We start from the raw sequence: 22,102 nt of genomic DNA on the forward strand, positions 1-22,102 counted from the left end.
GTAAATATTTATATAGATAGCTAGCGTCAAGGCAAAAGGCGAAATAAAAAATGCTTATCTGCTGATAGCAGTCCTAAATCATTTGTGAAAGCTTTTTCTTTTTTTTGACTATTGCTTGTTGCCTGCTATATTTTTCAAGTAGGAATTTCTATGTTTTGAATCGCTCATCCACGGGAATTTGATAGCCGTTGGCAAGGCGATTAGTCATATTGGCAGTGGCAGCGATCGCCATTAGTTCCCCAAACATGTTATCATCCATTCCCTTGGCACGCGCCGCTGCTGTATGCGAGGCAATGCAATACTCACAGCCATTTGTCGCACTCACGGCAATATAAATCAGTTCGCGCATCAATGGGTCAATTTCACCAGGGGTGGTCATCACTTCCTTCACGGCTTGCCATGTTCGTTGCAAGGTGGGAGGATGGTTCGCTATGGCTTTCCAGAAATTATTGATATAATCATTTTGGCGTGTGATGCGGATATCATCATATACTGCACGCACTTCCTCGCTGGCTTCTTCGTACTCAATTAGCTTAGTCATATTTCGATATAATTCAATTTTCCAATAAGTGGGAACACTTAAATTGTCATATAGAGCATCTTACTAAGAATAAAAGACCAGTAATATATAGAATCTTAAATTATTCCTTAAAAATATCTGTTACTTATACTTCGACTTCTCTACGAGACGCTACGCGTAGCTTGCTTCCCCGTAGGGGTACGCTCAGTACAATTTACCTGCCTCCACGATTAATTTCACAAGTCAAATAGGATTCTTATATGCCTCAGATTCTTGTCGAAGACTTGAAAAAGAGTTTTTTTGTGTCTCAACGTTCCTCTGGATTTTTTGGTTCAATCAAAGGTCTTGTGGAGCGAAAAACAACAGTTGTCCATGCTTTGAAAGGAGTTTCATTCTCCCTTGAACAGGGAGAACTTGTAGGATACATCGGCCCAAATGGGGCGGGAAAATCGACTACCATTAAAATTTTAAGTGGTATTTTAGTACCATCAAGCGGAACATGTATAATTGGCGGGCGAACTCCTTGGAAAGATAGAATCCGCCATGTTGGTCGTATTGGAGTAGTGTTTGGCCAGCGATCGCAACTGTGGTGGGATCTACCAGTCATTGAGTCTTTCGATTTACTGCGGGATATTTATCGCGTTCCTGATTCAGAATATCGCAAAACACGCCAAGAAATGATTGATTTACTTGGTCTTGAGAGTTTTATCAATACTCCCGTGAGACAGTTAAGCCTCGGTCAAAGGATGCGATGTGATTTTGCAGCCGCAATGTTGCACAGACCGGAAATTCTATTTCTTGATGAACCAACTATCGGACTTGATGCGGTTTCAAAGCTGGCGGTGAGAAAATTTATTAAAACGCTGAATAAAACTCATCAAGTAACTACTATCCTAACTACTCATGATATGGATGATATCGAAGCATTGTGCGATCGCATCATTATTATTGGTGGTGGTGAAATTCTTTGTGATGGAACTTTGGCAGCATTGCGTTCTCAAGTTTCCTCGCGTCGCTATTTAAGAATAGACCTGATAAATGACGATTTCTTTTTTGAAGAAGAAGGAGTTAGTATCATCTCTAAAGAAGGTCGTACTGTAACTCTGGCTTTCGATCCCACAAAAATTTCTGCTGCATCTCTAATTAGTCAAGTTACCTCAAAAAACGAAGTCGCGGATCTTTTTGTCGAAAATCCACCAATTGAGGAAATAGTTGCTGAACTTTATGCCAAGTCAGGAGGAATTTTATATTAATTCGTAATTCGTAATTCGTAATTCGTAATTCGTAATTGATAAATACTTAAAAAATTAAGACATATTTATAATAGTTTGTTTTATGTTTTAATAATATGTTTTTTCAATTTGCTATTAGTATGAAAGCTTATTGGTCGCTGTTTATTGCTAGATTTGCGCTGTTGTTGCAATATCGGACAGCTGCGTTGGCTGGGGTTGCAACTCAGTTTTTTTGGGGATTTGTGAAAGTAATGGTTTTAGAGGCGTTTTTCACTCATACAACCTCTACTCAACCGATGACGCTTCAGGAAGCTGTCGGATATATATGGCTGGGACAAGCGTTTTTGATGGCGGTTGCACCTTGGTCAGGCGATCGCGAGATTCAAGATTTAATCCGATCTGGTGCGGTAGGCTACGATCTTCTGCGACCCACAGACCTTTATAATTTTTGGTTTACTCGTGCTTTGGCGCTTCGCACAGCACCCGTTATCCTGCGTGCTATTCCTCTTCTTTCCATCACAATGTTGATTTTTCCGCTGATAGGGTTTCGAGAGCGATCGCTTTTTTTCCCACCCTCATTTGCTGCTTTTGTTGCCTTTTTTCTCTCCTTTATTGCTGCAATTTTACTTTCATCTGCATTAACAATGCTTCTTACTATATCAATGATGTGGACGCTTTCGGGCGAAGGAATTAATACTATTCTCCCCACTTTGATTATCTTTTTTTCAGGTATGATCGTTCCTTTGCCACTTTTTCCTGAGTGGATTAAGCCTTTATTAAATGCACTTCCTTTCTCAGGACTTATGGATCGACCTTTTCGACTTTTTACTGGTAATCTTCCACCAAATGAACTACTTAATGTGTTGCTACATCAAACTTTCTGGATATTTGCAATAGTTATTATTGGGCGTTTCCTTGTGAAGCGTGGTGTGAAAAAGCTTGTTATTCAAGGAGGATGAACATATAATTTTTAATTCGTAATTCGTAATTCGTAATTCGTAATTTCTGATGAATAATTTTTTCCTCTACCTTCGGTATATCTCCATATCTTTAAAATCACAAATGCAGTACAAAGTTTCCTTTTTACTTCAAGTTTTAGGGCAACTTTTAGGAACTGGAATAGAATTTTTCGGAATCTGGGCACTTTTTAGCCGTTTTAATAGTATTGGCACGTGGACATTAAGTGAAGTTGCGCTATTTTATGGAATGGTTAATATTTCTTTTGCCTGTGCTGATGCTTTAGGACGAGGTTTTGATTCATTTGGAAGAATAATTAAAAACGGTGATTTTGACCGATTACTGCTTCGTCCACGCGCTACAGTGCTTCAACTTTTAGGCACAGAATTTACCTTAAAAAGACTCGGAAGGCTTTCTCAAGGAATTGCCGTTATGTGGTGGTCGCTTTCTACTCTCCATATCTCTTTTAGTATTAAAATATTGTGGCTTTTAGGCACTTCATTTATTGGTGCGATCGCATTATTTTTAGGTATCGTTATTGTCCAAGCAACTATCACATTCTGGACTATTGAATCTTTGGAAATTATGAATATTCTTACATACGGAGGAGTAGAAACTGCTCAATATCCTTTTTCAATTTATACTAAGTGGTTTCAAAGATTTTTCACTTACTTCATACCACTTGCTTGCGTAAGTTATTTTCCTCTGCTTGCAGTGTTGGAAAAACAAGATACGTTTTCAGTACCTTTGTGGTTTTGTTACGTCTCTCCACTGGCAGGGATTTTATTTTTGATAGTTGCGCTTCAGCTTTGGAAACTAGGAGAACGATACTACTGTTCAACTGGTAGTTAATAGCACTGTATATATATCTGAAAAAATAGTGCATATTATCAATTTTATGTTATGCCTAAATTGTAAAATTTTCAAGGCGAAATCGTTTGAATGCTCTAGCTGCTTCAGGAATTAGTTCGATATACCAATGTCTATTTGTTTCATCTTTAAACCAACTAACTATTGCTAGTGCTGGCTGTCCAAACTCTTTATTTTCTAGTCCAAAAAACTTGCAAAATTTTGCACCTAAAATACCAATCTGACCAGCAGATTCACCATTGTATCCCGCGGCTTCAGATAATTCCCAAGTACGTAATCGGCGGTTGTCTTTCATCAAGTAACAATGCTGATACAGTTTATTTAATATGGCTTGATGCCCAGGGGTCAATTCATTATAAATAGCGTAAAATGCTTGAAGATACTCATCTTCTGAAGGAATGTAACGTTCAGTCTTCTTAACCACTTTAATCTTCTCCTTATAACTCGCTTATTGAAAGTTCCAACTCCACATAAGCAATTATGGTATCTCGGTATATAAAAATATAGTTCAGTAAATTCCACTTACTTTTTTCTTGCAATGAAAATATTTTTCTTCGACGTGGTATGTGATTAGAACAAATAGAAAGAGTTGACTTTTTATATATTGATTGTATCTGAGATGATAGACTTTCAATTTCTATAAATAAAACCACCAAAAAATAAAAGCGATCGCTCCTGTAAAATCAAGAGCGATCGCTATTAATTTAAAATGCCAAATATAACTTAAGCAGCAACAGGTTCCAACAATTTGATATCAGAGAAAACAAATTCTTGAATCGATACTTCACCATTTATTTCGGTGCGAATTTCGCGGCGATTTAAGATGAAATAATCGCCAACTTTTTCGTACTCATCGGTAAATTCGCTTCTACCGCCTTTTTGTTCCCCAGTTTTGGGGTCGTGGTAGACAGAATCATAAGTGTGAGACAAGTAACCTTCGCCAGTGTCGTGGCTACTGAAGGTGTCAATTGTCACAAAAGTACCGTGAATCAGACGGTGAACGTGGCACACTTCATTATTGCGGACTTTGTATTTATCGCCGTCAGCCTTACCACCCACTAAAAGTTCAACTGCACCAGTTTCGTCAGTCTTACCATAGCTAAAGGTATTGGCGCTGTGAGTGTCTTCAAAGCTGCGACGGACGCGGTGAATAGCGATTTCCCATGCTTGGCCGTGAATTGCTTGCTTTGCAGACTCGTCTTCTACGTCCAAAACTTCGGCTTTGAGGTTGGCGCTGATAATTACTTTGCCTGTGAAGACTTTATCATCATGCTTATAGGTAATATTTGCAGTGTAACCGGGAAAATTCTTGTCCCAAGTATAGCGGTTCTCATAAGCAGCCCGGAAAAGTTCCTGAGCAGAGAGTTGTGTAACTGTCATGTGCTTCTCCTAGTCGCTACTGTAATTAGCGTTTTAGTATTCTTGGTATTAGCATAGAAGTAATTGTTGAGGCTTGGATAGTCCCCAACTGGGTACACTTATGGTTAATTCTCTTCACGCCGTATTTCATGCGATCGCTAACGTCCAAAACGAGCAAGAATTAAGACTGGCTCTCACGGACAAAATTAGCGACCATTTTGGCGTGCAAAATTGGGGTATCTACCTCCTAGACGAACAACCAACCGCTGAGATTGATATTCCGGGCATTCCAGCAGTATGCTTAGAGAGCAATCCAGTGGGACGCTACGTAGTTGAGCGTCACGCTCCGGCTCACGAGCAATTATTATTATCTCCAGCAGACTGGAAGCATTTTTGCTCCCGCCATGACCACGAACACGTCATGACTGGGCCAATTGTTTGCGATGGTCGTCTTATCGGAACCCTCAACCTCGCCCGTGACAAGGGAAATCCCCCTTTTAATGGCAATGATTTAGCTGACTTGAGCGCTTTATGCATTCATTTGTCAGCAAAAATGGCAACCCTACGCGCAAAATCAAAAATCTCCAATTCGCTTTTAGCAAGTCCTCTCACAGCCCGTGAATTAGAAATTGCCGAATTGGTAGGACAGGGATTAACGAATGCAGAAATAGGCGAAAGACTCTGGATTACTCAAAATTCTGTCAAGCAAGCCTTGAAGAGAATGTTTCGTAAATTGAAGGTTTCAGCGCGTGCAGAATTGGTAGCAAAACTGCAAGACATACAAGTTTCATAAAGGATAAATTTATGAGTCGCCCGCGCATTTTGCAACCGAGTACAAGCTATACATTTAGTGAGTACTTTGAATTGCCTTATGCGCCAACGGAATAATTCGTAATTCGTAGTTCGTAATTCGTAATTGTTACCCCATACTTAAAGATAGGGAATTGAATAATGAATGAATTTGTGTTTTGATTAATAAATTAAGGAGCTTGTACGTTTATAGTTTAATTAAGAACTCATAATTTATGAATTCTTAATTACGAATTACGAATTACGAATTACGAATTTGAATGGATAATATTGATGCCGTCTCCTTTGTTTGTACAAGGGATGCTTCAATTAGCTTCTCCCCGAACTTTTTCACCTGTTTAACTAAAGCCTCTCCAGCATTTTCTGGCGAACCACTATTAAAAGGTGGCGCAGGGTTGTACTCTAGCAGCAATTGAATTAACTTAGCTGTTTGTTCGCCACACAGATGAGCAGCAACTACCAAGCCAAAATCAATGCCAGCAGTCACACCACCACCCGTAATGCGATCGCGGTCAACTACTACTCTCTCAGTTCCCACCTCAACCCCCAGCATTGCTAACTGGTCGCGAAACGCCCAATGACAAGCAGCGCGGTATCCTTGCAATAACCCAGCCGCCGCCAAAATCAAAGAACCAGTACAAACAGAGGTAATATATTTTGCTGTTTTTCCCTGTAGCCTGAGAAATTCCAACACTTCTGTATCCCGCATCATTTCTACTTGTCCCACAGCACCCCCAGGTACGCACAAAACATCCAGCGATGGGCAGTTTTCAAAGGTAGTTGTAGGTAATATCGTCATTCCCTCGCTACTGGTAACTGGCTGTAAACTTTTCCACAATAGATGTACGCAAGTTTCAGGCATCATAGCGAATACTTGATGCGGCCCGGTGATATCAAGTTGAGTCATCCCAGGATAAATAAGTAGACCAATGTGATATTTAGCTTGATTTGTCATAATTCATTTCTTTGAATGATTGTTATGGAATATCGTAAAAGTGACAATCAATTTTGCCCAGTCCTCGAACGAGTACAGTTTAATTTCAATAATTCTCTTCATGCCTTATTTCAGGCTTTAGCTGCTTTTCGCAATCAGCTTACACTTGTTTAAATAACTAATCGATCTTTGTTAGTTTTTGAGCAAACCCTAATTACCGATAAAACGATTTAGCGATCGCTTGGTTTTTATCCGACTTGACAAAATCCTATTGTTACCAGGTAAACTGTACCCGTTGTCAAAATTTTAATTTGGAATTACTTTTAGTATTCTGTACTACAAAAAACCGTTGATAAAGTAAATATGAAGTAGAATGTCTGAGGCTAAAGCCGTAACGCACCGCTTACAAAACGGCAATTTAGACGCTTGCATTATATTTTTTATGGTAAATAATCATCAAATACACGCACAACACGCCTAAGTATAATTTTATTTTTACTTTATAAATAACTTGCTAATTAAATGTGCTTTTGATGTGATACTGAAAAAATATCATACACCTCATCCCATAAATGCGGAATCTAGGTGGTTTTAAGGGGTTTCTTCCTCTTGCCTGTCAGAAATTTAATTTTCGTACAAGTCTATTCCAGAAGCCTCATATATGTTTGAGACAAACTTTTCTGATTTCGATAATTCCGCTTTGGTTACTGGTTTTTCCTCAAGTCAAGGTCTAGGATCAAACTTGATTCCCAACTTATTATTAACTGAAGCACAGTTAGTAAATCCTCAGTCAATTGCCTTCGTCGATTTAAGTATTCCTGAGGTAGAAAAAATTCTTCAAGGTTTAACTACTGACCTCATTATTCCGCTTCAGCCTGAGCAAGATAGTATTACGCAAATCACTGAGACACTCTCTAACTATGACGATCTTTTAGGGGTTCACGTTATTTCCCACGGCAGTTCTGGTCAACTGGAGCTTGGGAATTCTGTAGTCAATCTTGAGACACTCCACAGCCGAAGTCAAGACTTAGAAACCTGGGCAGATGCTTTGGCGGCTGATGCCGATATCTTGCTCTACGGTTGTAATGTTGCCGCAGGTACAGTGGGGAGTACCTTTGTTTCCGAATTGGGGCAATTGACTGGGGCGGATGTAGCTGCATCGACAGATCTAACTGGGAATATATCTCAAGGTGGCAACTGGGTACTGGAGTACGCAACTGGTACAATTGAATCTCCTCTAGCCATCCAGCCTTCGCTTTTAAATACCTATAATGGGCTGCTGGCTGGCTTTGACTACACGAATTTTGCCAGCACGAGTGGACTCAAATTTAACGGCAGTTCGGCCCAGTTTGGTAATGCACTGCGTTTGACTCCAGCCTCTGCATCTCAGTCAGGTAGTGTTTTCTACACTACTCCCATTGCATTGGATACTAACACCTCCTTTCAAACCCAGTTCCAATTTCAATTGACAGGTGGAACTCTTGGAGCAGATGGATTTACCTTTGTGCTGCAAAATAGTCCGGCAAAGGCGAATGCTAAGGGTAGTAGTGGTGGCAATTTAGGCTATGGCGGGACTCTCACCCCTATTACTCAGAGTTTAGCGATCGAGTTTGATACTTATAAGAATGGAACAGATACTAACAACAACAGCATTGCCGTGCTGCGAGATGGTAATGTGAATGCTGCGCTTGCAACCACCAGTACTGTCACTGATTCAAACTCAGCTACCCCAATCGATCTCAACTCCGGTACGCCAATTAATGCTTGGATTGAGTACAACGGTAGTACCGACAAACTAGATGTTTTCCTTTCCCAAAGTTCGACTAAACTTCCAACCGCCAAAGCAGCACTTTCCTACCAGATTGATTTAACTTCTGTTCTCGGTTCCCAAGCCTTTGTTGGCTTTACTGCTGGCACAGGATCTCGATTTAATGCTCACAATATCAACAGTTGGAAATTCAACTCCGATAATGGTGGCTCACCTGATAATGAGAACTCAAATGGATTAGTAGGCTATTGGAAATTTGAAGAAGCAACAGGTAATACTGTTTTAGACAGTTCTGGCAATAATAATAATGGATCGTTGATTAATTCCAGCAGAACGGTTGGCATATATGGCCAAGGTCTTCAAGTGAGTGGCAAGAATAGCTCCCATGCCAGCATACCTGCTTCAGCTAGTCTTAACTCTATAACTAATCAAATCACTGTCTCAGCCTGGGTACGTCCAAATGCTCAACCAGTGGGCTTTCAGGCTGTTGTAAATAGACAGATTGGCACCCTTCTTCATCCCGATCAATTCTATTTGGGGTTTGGTACGCGCAATCAAGTAACTACCTATAAATGGGAAATAGGCACTACTAATGGTGAAGGTAATGTTTATGAAGGTACACCAACCACCAATCGTTGGGTACATCTGGTAGGGACATACGATGGCAGTTTGCTCCGTCTTTATGTTGATGGCGTTCAAATTGGTTCTAACCCAGTTACTGGCAACATATTAGTAGATAACAATCCAGTAACTATTGGTGCAGCGGAGAACTATGGTGAGGGGACACCATTGGGTGACCGTTTCAATGGATTAATAGATGAAGTCCGCATCTATAATCGTGCTTTGAGTGCAACTGAAGTTAAGAACTTAAAGTGAAATATTTTACTAATCAAAGAAAATTGCGATCGCACCTGTAAAGTGTGTGTTGAAAATACTGCTTTGTAAAGATGTTTTCACTAAATTGCCCTATCTTGGGCAACAAAAACGCAAAATTCATTTCCTACAAGAGCAACTAGGATTATCTGTAGAAGAAATGAAGATATCGAAAGATAACGGTGTAGTCATTCCTACAGCTATTTTCAGGTAAATAGACCACGAGTTAGGGGCGCAAGGCCTTGCGCCCCTAGCTAATTTGTAAATCCCCTCTTTGTTTGGCAGAGGGGTTGGGGTGAGGTTACGCCGGATAAATCCTTAAGCGGCGATTTGGTTCTTCGCCAAAGCTATGGGACTTGAGCCGATAGTGTTCTACTAACTCATGTTGCATTTTGCGGACTTGGGGAGAACGCGGCAATAACTCCACTGGCTGCCCTTTGGGAATCACAATTTGCTCAACGGCAAGTCTAGCTTCTTCCAAAGCGTCCATTTCGTCATCGCTACCACTGTGCAAAAACAGTTGCAGTTCTCGGTCGTCGGCCAGTTCGGGGTCGTCGATGTTTAGCAGCCGCCGCAAACCACGGGTAATTTGGGGAATGGTGCTGGATTTAATCATGTGGATGGGCACATGACGCGCTTTGGCCATTTGGCGTAATTTGGCGTGGTTTTTGACATGCGATCGCAATGCTAAAATTGCATCTGCACTATCTATATCTTTTGTCAACACAACTGGTAAAGTTAGCACGCTGATTACCTGTTCGAGTTGGTGGCGGCTAACGCCATACGGATAAACGTGCAGTGGCAAATCTTCACCATTTGGCCCTGGCTGTCTGGTAGCACCCAAATCAATGCTCTCAGAATAATTGAAGGATTCATCCAGTAAGCGGTCAAACTCACTGCGCCCAGTTACCCGTTCTACAGGCAACTGCGGCAGTGCTACCATTTGCCCAGATGAACGCCAGCCGTTAGGCTGTCGGCCCGAAGAAAAAGATTCCTCCCCTGTTGCTAAATGCCCACCACGACCGTTAACTACAGCTAATTGCCTTGTAATCGAGACTTTACCCTGGTCATCAACGGTTCTCGTTTGTGGGTTAGGCTGACGACCCCGCAACAGATTATCTACCGTGTCAGCAACGCTTTCATGTATTACCCAACGTTGCCGTTCCAACATTTCCACAGCAATCTCGAAGGTCGGAGGGGCTTTGCGTTCCAAAACAGTCTTTTGACTGCCTCGGCGTCTAGCTTCGTCGTCTCCCAGAGTCACAGCTTGGATACCCCCAACTAAATCAGCTAGGGTGGGGTTTTTGATCAGGTTTTCAATCTGATTCCCGTGGGCAGTACCTACCAACTGTACACCTCGTTCAGCAATGGTACGAGCCGCTAAAGCTTCCAGTTCCGTGCCAATTTCATCAATGACAATGACTTCTGGCATGTGGTTTTCCACTGCTTCAATCATTACCTGATGCTGTTGGTTTGGATGAGCTACTTGCATCCGGCGAGCGCGACCAATGGCGGGGTGGGCAACATCACCATCCCCAGCAATTTCATTGGATGTGTCAATAATCACCACTCGCTTTTGCAGGTCATCCGCCAAAACACGGGCAATTTCCCGTAAGGCAGTAGTTTTGCCCACGCCTGGACGCCCCAGCATGAGAATCGATTTACCAGTTTCTACCAAATCGCGGATCATACCGATGGTTCCGAACACCGCTCGACCGACGCGACAGGTCAAGCCAATAATCTTGCCCGTGCGGTTACGAATAGCGCTGATCCGATGCAAAGTTTGCTCAATTCCTGCCCGATTATCTCCGCCAAAGGTTCCAACTCGTTGAATGCAATCATCTATCTGTTCTTGAGTAACAGGTTTTTCGCTCAGGTACTCGGCTTGATTAGGAAAGCGAGCCTCTGGGCGGCGACCCAAATCCAAGACCACTTCAACTAAACTATCTCGTTTTGGATGACTCTCTAGTACTTGTCGCAGGTCTTGGGGCAAAATGTCTAATAACTTTTGGAGATCGTCTGTAATCGTCATGCTTTCTATGGGAGAGATAGCGAGGACATTTGCGTGCAGGAGAACCGAGTAATTAAGCTGTCGCGCATCAAAGGCAGCACATCTTTTAATGTTGACACTTAACTGTCAGCGGTCATTAGTGACTGTGCGATTTAAAAGCTTAATAGCTTAATGCTCCTGCTGTGACTTGATCTGGGAAACGAGAGAATGGGCTAGCTTTACAGCTTGCCAAAGTAATTCCTCATCTTCTTCTAGATGAACTGTGGTTTTAAAATTAGTGTTACTCACCTCCTTATTCTCTAACTGTTCAAGAATTGGTGACAGCAGTACACGGGCGTAGCTACCGTAGGCAACCCCAGAAATTGAGGATGGGGGGCACAGGGGCACAGGGGCAGAGGGAAAAAATTCTTGGTTCTCCTCTGCTCCCCTGCTCCCCTGCTTCCCTGCCTCTTTGAGTAGTCCCATTGCCTTTAACTTGGCAACGGTGTAGCTATTTGTGCCGCCTGCTAACTGCACATATCCCGGTAACTTGGCTGTCAAAACTTTTTGCCCTAATTTCACCGCTGCTAAGGTGGTGCCATCACCGATGTCACCGCTCATTGGGCGACCGTCGGTTTGCCAAATTAAAGCACTTTTGAGTGGGGTAATTAGTTCATAGAGCGCTTTTAAGTAATCTATCATCCCCTCGCCATCGGGACAACTGATGGCTACTACCTTTAGTCCATCGACCCACGGTGAAATTGCCTGCCACAATCGCTCAAATTCTGCCAACCGCCCTACTTTTGTATGGATTTCTACGGCATCTACTCCCGTTGACATTACCAATGGCGCGATCGCTCCCGGCGTTGACATATATGAACTTGTATAAATTATATCATATGGACAAACTGGTATACAACGACCACAGCCATAGCATTTTTGGGCTACTACTCCCGAAAAGTCTTCTTTTATACTGTTAAACACGATTGCTTGTGCCGGACAAATCCTTTGGCAGGGTCTAGGGCAGTCTGTAGGGCACTGAGTATAATTAAATTCTGCTTTGCGAAAATGGGGGTCTTCTCCATCATTCAGGCTGACCATTAAAAAAGGTGAATTGCCTTTGTAGCCAAAGCCTCGCTCCTGGGCATCCCTAGCCAAATCCTTGGCTATATGTAGCGCCGCTTGCGCTGCTGCAATCACCGCCGGATCGGCAGCGACATCTATGCAGTCAGCGCCCGCCAAAGTGTAGGCTAACGTTAAACTTCTGACTGCCGGCAGATGCTGGTAACTGGCTCCGCAGATGAGCTTGAACCAGTGACCAAGTTTTAGAGATTGTAAAGGGGCGAACAGATCAGTCACATTTCTATTATGCGTTTATGCGACTAAAAATAGTAGTGTGTAATCAAGAAAAAGTCCGGATTTCCTGATTTGGGCTATTGGGGCAGGGAGCAGAGGAGGCAGAGGGGCAAAGGGGGCAGATGAGAAACAATCTTAGTGTTTCATTAACCAAGGTGACGGGTTAGTAACCATACTCAAAAATCCACTTAAAATTTGGTTTGAGATTGCATAGATTTTTCTACCTGATTGATCCAGATAGTTGCACTTAAGACCAAATTCAATCCATATTTGTGTTTTTGCTTCCTTTGCCCCCTCATCTCTCATACTCCCCACCTCACCATCCACCGACTCCCTATGTTTTACTCAACTACTGTATTCTTTGTGGAAGATTCTGCCGAAGATAGAGCTTTGTATCGACGCTTGTTGGAACAGGACGATCGCAACACCTACGATATTTGCGAATTTGAGTCTGGGGAAGAGGCGCTACAAGCTTGTCAAGGGAAAATACCGGATGTGATTTTGTTGGACTATCAATTGCCAGATTGGAATGGGCTGGAATTTCTGACTCAGTTACAGAGGCAAACCCAAGGTTGCCAAATTTCAGTAATTATGCTAACAGGACAGGGAGACGAAACGATCGCAGTCCAAGCCATGAAGAATGGAGCGCAGGATTATCTGGTCAAGGGAAAACTAACTCGTGACAGTTTATGCCGAGCAATTCATGGGGCAATCAAGCAAATGCAGCTAATACACCAGATAGAACAGCAGCAAGAACAACAACGTCTGGTGGGAGCGATCGCTCTACATATCCGCCAATCTTTGCAGCTGCAAGATATTCTTAATAGCAGTGTTCAAGAAGTCCGCCAGTTACTCAAGGCAGATCGGGCATTAATATATCAGTTAACACCTCAGATGAGGGGTGGTGTTGTAGCGGAGTCAACTTTACCTGAATGGATAGCAGTTTTAGAACTGGAAATTGAAGATACTTGTTTGCAGCCAAGCCAGAGGGAAGAATATATTCATGGAAGAATCTGGACAACGACGAATATCTACGAAGCGGGTTTAAGTAAGTGCCATATTCAATTATTAGAGCGGTTCCAGGTGAAGGCAAGTTTAATTGTGCCGATTTTGCTCAAAAACAAAGGAACTCCAGCACTTGAACTGTGGGGGCTATTTATTGTGCATCAATGTTCTGCCCCGCGAGAATGGCAGACATTTGAAGTGGAATTGCTCAAACAATTGACAGTGCAACTAGCGATCGCCATTCAACAAGCCGAACTCTACAACAATCTCCAAACCCTCAACGCTGAGTTAGAAGCTAAAGTACAAGAACGCACTGCTGCATTACAGGAAAGCGATCGCCGATTCCGGGCTATCTTCAATAACACTTTCCAATTCACAGGTTTATTGACCCCAGATGGCATTTTGTTAGAAGCAAACCAGACTGCGCTGAGTTTTGGTGGACTGAAGCTAGAAGATGTTGTCAACCGTCCTTTTTGGGAAACACACTGGTGGACGATTTCACCACAAACCCAAGAACAATTAAAACAAGCCATCGCCCGTGCAGCTCAAGGCGAGTTTATCCGTTATGAAGTTGATGTGATTGGGGCAAATAACCGAGTAGCAACCATCGATTTTTCCCTACGTCCGCTGCAAAACGAAATTGGTCAAGTCGTTTTGTTGATTCCAGAAGGGCGAGATATCACTCAACGCAAACAAACAGAACTTGCTTTGCATGAGCGCGAAATCATGTTGCATTTAATTGGAGATAATCTGTCCAATGGCGCAGTTTATCGGGTGATTCGGGAACTGGATGGTAGCGATCGCTTTTCCTACCTGAGTGGTGGAATTGAAAAACTGACACAAGTCAAGGTAGAAGATGCACTCAATGATTCATCTTTGCTTTATCGCCAGTTTATTCCAGAGGATATTCCCCGTCTACAGGCAGCGGTTGAAGAGTCGATGGGTGATTTGTCTGTGTTTGATATTCAGCTGCGAATGCAAACCAAGACTGGTCAACTCAAATGGTTGCATTTTCGTTCCACACCACGCCAGTTACACGATGGACGTGTGGCTTGGGATGGATTGGTGGTAGATGTCACCGACCTCAAGCGTACTGAAGAAACACTACGCAAGAGTCAAGCTTTGCTAGAAGAATCCCAGCGAGTTGCTCGCCTTGGTAATTGGGAGTATGAACTTGCCACTGGTAAAATTACCTGGTCGAAGGGACTTTTCGACCTCTTCAATCGGGAACCTACACTTCTGGAACCGACTTATGAAGAAAATCTGCAACTGTATCACCCTGAAGATCGCCACAAATTGCACCAAAGTGTTGAGCGAGCGATCGCCACTGGTGAGTCCTATAAAGAAATTCTCCGCGTACCCCAACCAGATGGTTCCAATCGCTACTTCGAGGGTATTGGACATGCACAATTCAACGCCGATGGACGGGTAATCCGCCTTTATGGTACTGCTCAAGATGTCACGGAAAAGCAAGCCGCACTGCGCGAACGCCAAACAGCTGAAGAAACTTTACGCCAAAGTGAAGAACGTTGGCAACTGGCCATCGCAGGTACTAATGAAGCAATTTGGGATTGGGACATCTCTACCGATCGCACCTTCCGGTCGGATCGTTGGTTCGCAATTTTGGGATATGAACCCAATGAAATAAGCGATGGCGATGATGAGTGGGCTACCCGCATTCATCCTGATGACTATACCAGAGTTATGGCTGCCCAAGAAGCTTATTTGAGTAGGCAAGTTGGAGATTATAACGTCGAGTATCGTCTGCGGTGCAAGGATGGCAGCTATCGCTGGGTGCGATCGCGCGCAAAAGCTGTTTGGGATGAGCAAGGAAATCCAGTGCGATTGGTCGGTTCACTTGGGGACATGAGCCATGTCTACGAGGAGCTGCGCTTACGCAAACTTGCCGAGGATAAACTCCGACACAGTGAAGCCCAACTAGCCACCACTCAACAAATCGCCCATGTAGGTAGTTGGGAATGGGATATAGAAACCAACAAGCGTTCCTGGTCAAAGGAAACTTTTCGCATTTTTGGCCTTAATCCAACTCAAAGCGAACCGAACCTGGCAGAATTTATCCAAATGATTCATCCAGAGGATCGCGAACTGTTCCAGACCAATTTTGAAGGAACCATTGCCCAACAAACCCCTTTCAATAACATTGAGTTCCGAATTGTCCGCCCCAATGGCTCTGTCCGCTACGTTGAGGGTAGAGCAGAGATAGCTTACAATCCTCAAGGGCAAGCAGTTAAGCTGTTAGGATCTATCCTAGATATTACAGAACGCAAACAAACTGAGTTAGAAATCATCCGTAACCGCGACTTGTTAGAAGCTGTTTATAATGAATCCGCTGATGCGCTTTTTTTGGTGGATTTAGCAACATCATTGACCACTGACTGTAATCAGCGAGCAGTGAATTTATTTGCAGCCTCTAGCAAAGCTGAACTGATTAACATTGCAGGCCATACTCTGCAAAAACAACAGTTTACCTCCCAAGAGATAGACTCCATCAACGAAGAAATTAACCAGCAAGGGTTTTGGAGTCGAGAAATTGAATATGTGACCAAGCAGGGCGATTGCTTTTGGGGAAACATCGCAGCTAAGCAAATCACAGTTGCTGGCAATGTCATGAACCTAGTACGAGTCACGGATATCACTGCCCGCAAACAAGCCGAAATAGCCCTCCGAGAAAGTGAGGAACGATTACAATTAGCACTTGAAGCTTCTGGAGATGGTTTATGGGACTGGAATATTCATACTGGAGAGGTGTATTACAGCCCCCGCTATTTAGAAATGCTGGGATACACCTTCGATGAACTTCCACATAATTTGAGTACTTGGAAACAATTGGTTCATCCACAGGATCGGGCTTGGGTAGAGGAAATTTTGGCAGCCCACTTGAAGGACAGTTCAGTACGCTACAAATTTGACTATCGACTCCGAACTAAATCGGGGGAATGGAAATGGGTTGCCAATTATGGCAAAGTTGTCATGCGAGATGCACAAGGAAACCCTTTGCGGATGACTGGTACTCATCGGGATATCAGCGATGTCTACGAGGAATTATGCTTACGCAAGCAAGCCGAAGCAGCTTTAGCCAAAAGTGAAGAACAACTCAGACTCACCTTGGAATTTAATCATATTGGTACTTGGGACTGGAATATTCAAACAAACGAAGTCATTTGGAACGACAACCATTTTCGTTTGCTGGGGTTGGAACCAGAAATACCAACAGCCAAGTATCAGCTATGGCGTAATTCTATGCATCCAGAGGATGTTGGCCGAGTTGAACAGGCTTTATTCAGTGCGTTGGCAGAGCATATTAATTATGAAGCTGAATATCGAGTAATTTACCCCGATGGCAGCATTCACTGGCTCACTGGCAAAGGGCGCGGCGTTTACAACGAAGCAGGCAAAGCTGTACGAATGCTGGGTGTAATCATTGATGTTAGTGCTACCAAACAAGCAGAAGTAGCCCTGCGAGAAAGTGAAGCCCGATTCCAAGCATTTATGAACAATAGTCCGGTACTAGCTTGGATTACCGATACACAGGGGCGTGTACTTTACTTAAATCAAACATACTTACGTACATTTAAATTACAACCCGAACAGGCGATCGGGCAATCCATATTTGACCTCTACCCAGCTGAAATTGCTCAGCAGCATTTAAATCATATTCGCACAGTCAACCAAACAAATCAGGTACTTGAAGTCATCGAAACTGCTTGGCGTCCAGACGACACCATTGGTGAATTTTTGGTATACAAGTTTCCAATTTTGGGATTGTCTACACAAAAGCTAGTGGGTAGGGTGGCGATTGACATCACTGAACGTAAAATTCTCGAACGAGAACTGGCTCATCAGCAACAGTTATTAAATGCTTTTATTAGTAGCGCACCAGTTGGTTTAACCATTCTCGATCGCCAGTTGCATTTTACATTGGTGAATCAAGCACTAGCACAAATGAATGGAATTAAGGCAGCAGAACATATTGGCAAGTCTGTATGGGAAATTATCCCAGATTTGGCACGAAAGCTAGAACCGATCTTTAAACATGTTTTAACTATGGGTGAACCGATTCTGGATTTGGAGATCGACGGGGAAACTCCAAAACACCCTGGTATGAAACGGGCGTGGTTAGTTTCCTGCTTTCCGATTCTTTCTCAGGCTGAGCAACCCATCAGCATTGGCTTTGTGATTGTGGAAATCAGCGATCGTAAACGCGCCCAACAGATGCTAGAACTGCAAGCAGTAATTACCCGCAACATCGCTGAAGGAATTTGCTTAATTAGAGCTACTGACGCCATTATTGTCTACGCCAATCCGAAATTCGAGCAAATGTTTGGCTATGACCCTGGTGAATTAGTCGGTCACCATGTATCAATTGTCAACTACGGTGATGAAAACAATACACCTGAAAATGTTAGCCAGGCAATTATGACTGCTGTTTTCCAACACAGTGAAGCCACTTATGAAGTTCATAATGTTAAGAAAGATGGCACTCCTTTCTGGTGTAGTGCTACCACTTCTGTCTTTGAGCATCCTGAGTATGGAAGCGTCCTTGTTGCTGTCCACCAAGATATTACCGAACATAAGCAAGCAGAGGAAAAAATCAAAGCTTCTCTCAAAGAAAAGGAAGTATTACTCAAAGAAATTCACCATCGCGTGAAGAACAATTTAGGAATTGTCAGCAGTTTGTTACAAATGCAGTGCAGACGTACACAAGATCCTCAGGTGGCTGCAATTCTGTGCGATAGCCAAAACCGCATCGCCTCTATTGCCTTAGTTCATGAAAAATTGTATCGCTCTGAAGACCTTGCTGATATTGATTTCGCCCAATACATCCCAGATTTAACAACTCACTTATTTGATTCCTATAATGTTAGTCCTAGTCAAATTAAACTGAAGATTCAAGTTGATAATGCTAGCCTCGATATCGAAACCGCCATTCCTTGTGGTTTGATTATCAATGAACTGGTTTCCAATGCTTTGAAATACGCTTTTGTTGGTAATCGGGAAGGAGAAATTGAAGTTAAGTTTTATCAAGAAGCTGAGTGTAGTTTGATACTCATTATTCGAGATAATGGTATTGGTTTACCTGAAAATTTTGATACCAAGAAAGTTAAAACGCTGGGAATAACCCTTGTCCAAGGTTTAGTCAAGCAGCTAAGAGGAAAACTCGAAATTGAGTGTCACCAGGGAACACAATTCAAAATTTCTTTTACAAACAGCAGGGCATAAAATAAATATGAGCGGCATCGCATCAAACAGTAATGCAAACCAGACAGTTGGAGTCCTTGTTGTTGAAGATGAATATATTCTTGCCATCAACTTACAAGAAAGCTTAGAGTCTTTAGGATACAGAGTTTTAGATATTGCCGATTCCGCAGAATTAGCTATTGAAAAAGCAACTCAGTTGCGCCCAAACCTGATTTTAATGGATATTAGGTTACGTGGTGAAATTGACGGCATCCAGGCAGCAGAGCAAATTTGGCTTGATTTGCAAATTCCTATTATCTACCTTACCGGGCACTCAGACAAAAATACTGTAGAGCGGGCAACACTGACATCCCCCTTTGGATATATTCTCAAACCCATCAAGGAACAAGAACTTTACGTAGCCATTCAAACAGCTCTCAATCGCTACAATCGGGAGCAATTTTTGAGTTCTGTGCTTCGAGGAATGGGCGACGGCGTAATTGTAGTAGATGCTGAATTACATATTAAATACATCAATGCAGTAGCTGAAGCCATTACAGGTTGGCGATGGGATGAAGCTAAAGATAAAGTGTTAACTGAAGTTCTCAAACTTGTTGATGAACAAACTCAACTTCCAGTAAAAAATCCAATTATCACAGCCCTCGAACAACAAACTATTATCTATCTTGGCACTCAGGTCTTACTGGTTGGGAAAGACGGCACAACTGTTCCAGTAGCTGATAGCGCTACTGCCCTGAGAGATAACAAAGGTGTAATTACAGGAGCCGTACTAGTTTTTCGGGATGACACGCAACGACGGGTAATTGAAGAACGCAACCTCGCTGCTGAACGTGCTAGACAACTAGAAATTCAAGTGGCAGAACTCGAAAGATTGAACAAGTTAAAAGAGGATTTTTTAGTAACCACCTCCCATGAAATGCGAACGCCATTGTCAAATATCAAAATGGCAATTACCGTGCTAGAAAATATTTTAGACCAGCAGGGCATTTTAAATTCAGACGCAGGTTTTACATCTCAAATTGTAGGTCGTTACCTAAGAATCATGCGTGACCAATGCGAACAAGAGTTAGATTTAGTAGACGATTTGCTGTACATGCGAATGATTGATGCAAATACCTATCCATTGGAATTAACTTTAATTCTACTCCAAAACTGGCTTCCTCATATTGCTGAGAGTTTTGAGGCGCGTGTTCGAGATAAACAACAGATATTGCAAGTTAGTGTTTCTCCAGATTTACCACCTTTAGTTTCAGACTTGGCTAGCCTGACTGAAATTATCTCGGAATTACTGAATAATGCTTGTAAATACACACCTGCTAATGAACAAATTAGGGTAACTGTTGAGATCGTGAATATCACAAAAACTATCGTAAATAAGGGTGCTGAATCTGGTGTATCAAATAATATTCAAGTTCCCTACTTTCAAATCACAGTTAGCAATTCTGGGGTTCAAATTCCTATAGAGGAACAATCTCAAATCTTTGAACCGTTTTACCGGATTCCTCAAAGCAATATACAAGAACAATCTCAAGTTTTTGACCAGATTTATCAAATTATCCAAAGCGATCGCCGACAATATGGTGGCACAGGATTAGGCTTAGCATTGGTCAAGAAGTTAGTACAATATCTCCAAGGCACAATTGAAGTTAGCAGTTCTCAAGGCTGGACAAATTTCATAGTTAAACTACCCTGGAGCCTGTCGGAGTAGGGAGTGGGAACTGGGGAATTTAGAGTATATCTTAATTATGAATTACGGATTAGTGTTCGGTTGTTCTATGGGAATTTCGATCGCGAATTCTGCTCCTTGTCCAACAGATGAGTTGCAGGTAATGTTTCCTTGATGTTTTTGCACAATAATTTGATAGCTAATAGACAATCCTAAGCCACTACCTTTGCCTACAGGTTTTGTGGTAAAAAATGGGTCAAATAAACGCGATCGCAATGAATCTTGGATACCAGGGCCATTATCGGCGATCGTAATTTTGACCGTGTTAGAGTTTGTCATCTGTGTGTAAATCCGAATTTGAGGCATTGGGAGTGGTAAGTGCTGAGTGTTGACTGTTAACTGAGGAGTTATTATTCTCCTCTCATCTCCCCATTCCCCACTCCCCACTCCCTTTTCTAAAGCATCAATAGCATTATTTAATAGATGCATAAATACTTGATTTAGCTCGCTTGCATAACATTTGATTAGAGGCAATTTGCCATAATTTTTAACTACAATAATTGCCGGGCGATTAGCTGTTTCCTTGAGGCGATGCTGTAACATCACTAAAGTGTTGTCGATGCCTTCATGGATATTTACTCGCTTGATTTGAGATTCATCGTGTCGAGCAAAGTTTTGTAGTGCTAATACTATTTCTCGAATCCGATTAGAACCTCTATACATCGCGCTTATAAGATTTTGCAAATCTTGAATCACAAAATTCAAGTCTATATCTTGAGATATTTGCTGAATTTTTGGTGTGGGTTGGAGATATTCTTTTTGATAAACTTCAATTATATTTACTAAATCTTGTACATATTGACCAGCATATTGGAGATTTCCATAAATAAAACTGATCGGGTTATTAATTTCGTGAGCAATTCCAGCTACTAACTGCCCCAAGGCTACCATTTTTTCGTTTTGAATTTGTTGAACTTGGGCGGCTTTCAAGTTGTCGAGAGCTTGTTGGAGTAAAAAATTTTTTTCTTGCAGTTTAACTTGGAGCAAACGTAAATTAATCTGATTTTCAATTCGTAGCACAACCTCTGCTCCATGAAAAGGTTTGGCAATATAATCCACACCACCAACATCAAAGGCTTTTGCCTTATCTAAAACATCATCAAGGGCGCTAATAAAAATTACTGGGATTTCGCAAGTTCTATCGTCAGCTTTGAGCTGTTGACAAACTTGATAGCCATCCATACCTGGCATATTGATATCCAGCAAAATCACATCTGGCAAAACCATTTGACACGCAGTCAACGCCATTTTGCCATTTAAGGCTTTGCGAACTTCAAAACCTTGTGCAGTCAACATTGCTGACAAAAGCCGCAAATTATCTGGGGTATCATCTACCACCAAAATATTTTTTTTATGATGGGTAATTTGATTTAAATTCATTATTAATAATTTACCTTGATTGGGTTTTATGTAAAAATTAAAGTCCCAAAATTTATAAATTAAAATTTAAAATTAATTTAGGTTGACTTGTATATTGATTCA

Annotated in this window: 14 protein-coding genes; 7 read left to right on the forward strand and 7 right to left on the reverse strand. The window is 42.1% G+C overall.

Translation table 11 applies throughout. The features are described 5' to 3' along the window. Nucleotides 1-148: 148 nt before the first annotated feature. Nucleotides 149-541, reverse strand: coding sequence for a carboxymuconolactone decarboxylase family protein (locus tag H6H03_RS16860; RefSeq protein WP_190956232.1), 393 nt, complete (start codon nt 539-541; stop codon nt 149-151). 239 nt (nt 542-780) lie between these two features. Here H6H03_RS16860 and H6H03_RS16865 point away from each other — a divergent pair, with 239 nt between their 5' ends. The 3 genes from H6H03_RS16865 (at nt 781) to H6H03_RS16875 (ending at nt 3,561) form a co-directional block, all read left to right on the forward strand. After that, nucleotides 781-1,773, forward strand: a complete 993-nt coding sequence (locus H6H03_RS16865; RefSeq protein ID WP_190956233.1) for an ABC transporter ATP-binding protein — start codon at nt 781-783, stop codon at nt 1,771-1,773. 119 nt (nt 1,774-1,892) lie between these two features. Continuing rightward, complete coding sequence (locus H6H03_RS16870; protein ID WP_190956234.1) at nt 1,893-2,711, forward strand: ABC transporter permease; 819 nt, start codon at nt 1,893-1,895, stop codon at nt 2,709-2,711. A 49-nt stretch (nt 2,712-2,760) separates the two neighbouring features. Then, nucleotides 2,761-3,561, forward strand: a complete 801-nt coding sequence (locus H6H03_RS16875; RefSeq protein WP_190956235.1) for an ABC transporter permease — start codon at nt 2,761-2,763, stop codon at nt 3,559-3,561. A 55-nt stretch (nt 3,562-3,616) separates the two neighbouring features. Here H6H03_RS16875 and H6H03_RS16880 read toward each other — a convergent pair whose 3' ends face one another. Continuing rightward, the gene (locus H6H03_RS16880; RefSeq protein WP_190956236.1) at nt 3,617-4,003 is read right to left on the reverse strand and encodes a hypothetical protein; all 387 of its coding nucleotides are present in this window, start codon (nt 4,001-4,003) and stop codon (nt 3,617-3,619) included. A gap of 299 nt (nt 4,004-4,302) precedes the next feature. Then, nucleotides 4,303-4,959: a DUF3386 domain-containing protein gene (locus H6H03_RS16885; protein WP_190956237.1), complete on the reverse strand. Its 657-nt coding sequence runs from the start codon at nt 4,957-4,959 to the stop codon at nt 4,303-4,305. A 100-nt stretch (nt 4,960-5,059) separates the two neighbouring features. On the opposite strand from H6H03_RS16885, the gene H6H03_RS16890 reads away from it, so the two are divergent. Next, nucleotides 5,060-5,731 (forward strand): LuxR C-terminal-related transcriptional regulator, encoded by a 672-nt coding sequence (locus H6H03_RS16890; RefSeq protein ID WP_190956238.1) that lies wholly within the window; start codon nt 5,060-5,062, stop codon nt 5,729-5,731. Nucleotides 5,732-5,989: 258 nt separating this feature from the next. Here H6H03_RS16890 and H6H03_RS16895 read toward each other — a convergent pair whose 3' ends face one another. After that, a complete protein-coding gene (locus H6H03_RS16895) occupies nt 5,990-6,703 on the reverse strand; it encodes a DJ-1/PfpI family protein (protein ID WP_190956239.1) in 714 nt (237 codons plus the stop codon). A 640-nt stretch (nt 6,704-7,343) separates the two neighbouring features. On the opposite strand from H6H03_RS16895, the gene H6H03_RS16900 reads away from it, so the two are divergent. Beyond that, entirely contained in the window at nt 7,344-9,326 is a 1,983-nt protein-coding gene (locus H6H03_RS16900; RefSeq protein WP_190956240.1) for a DUF4347 domain-containing protein, read from the forward strand. Between the two features lie 298 nt (nt 9,327-9,624). Here the strand turns inward: H6H03_RS16900 and H6H03_RS16905 are convergent, their stop codons facing one another. Then, nucleotides 9,625-11,355 (reverse strand): R3H domain-containing nucleic acid-binding protein, encoded by a 1,731-nt coding sequence (locus H6H03_RS16905; protein ID WP_190956241.1) that lies wholly within the window; start codon nt 11,353-11,355, stop codon nt 9,625-9,627. Between the two features lie 147 nt (nt 11,356-11,502). After that, nucleotides 11,503-12,672 carry a circadian clock protein LdpA gene (ldpA, locus tag H6H03_RS16910; protein WP_190956242.1) on the reverse strand — a complete coding sequence of 390 codons (1,170 nt, stop codon included), beginning with the start codon at nt 12,670-12,672 and terminating at the stop codon, nt 11,503-11,505. Nucleotides 12,673-13,005: 333 nt separating this feature from the next. Between ldpA and H6H03_RS16915 the strand changes: the two genes are divergently transcribed. Beyond that, nucleotides 13,006-18,915 (forward strand): PAS domain-containing protein, encoded by a 5,910-nt coding sequence (locus tag H6H03_RS16915; RefSeq protein ID WP_190956243.1) that lies wholly within the window; start codon nt 13,006-13,008, stop codon nt 18,913-18,915. Between the two features lie 7 nt (nt 18,916-18,922). Further along, nucleotides 18,923-20,602 carry a hybrid sensor histidine kinase/response regulator gene (locus tag H6H03_RS16920; protein ID WP_190956244.1) on the forward strand — a complete coding sequence of 560 codons (1,680 nt, stop codon included), beginning with the start codon at nt 18,923-18,925 and terminating at the stop codon, nt 20,600-20,602. A 42-nt stretch (nt 20,603-20,644) separates the two neighbouring features. Here H6H03_RS16920 and H6H03_RS16925 read toward each other — a convergent pair whose 3' ends face one another. Next, entirely contained in the window at nt 20,645-22,000 is a 1,356-nt protein-coding gene (locus tag H6H03_RS16925) for a hybrid sensor histidine kinase/response regulator (protein ID WP_190956245.1), read from the reverse strand. Nucleotides 22,001-22,102: the final 102 nt, after the last annotated feature.

The sequence above is a fragment of the Nostoc paludosum FACHB-159 genome (assembly GCF_014698835.1).
Lineage (GTDB): Bacteria > Cyanobacteriota > Cyanobacteriia > Cyanobacteriales > Nostocaceae > Nostoc > Nostoc paludosum.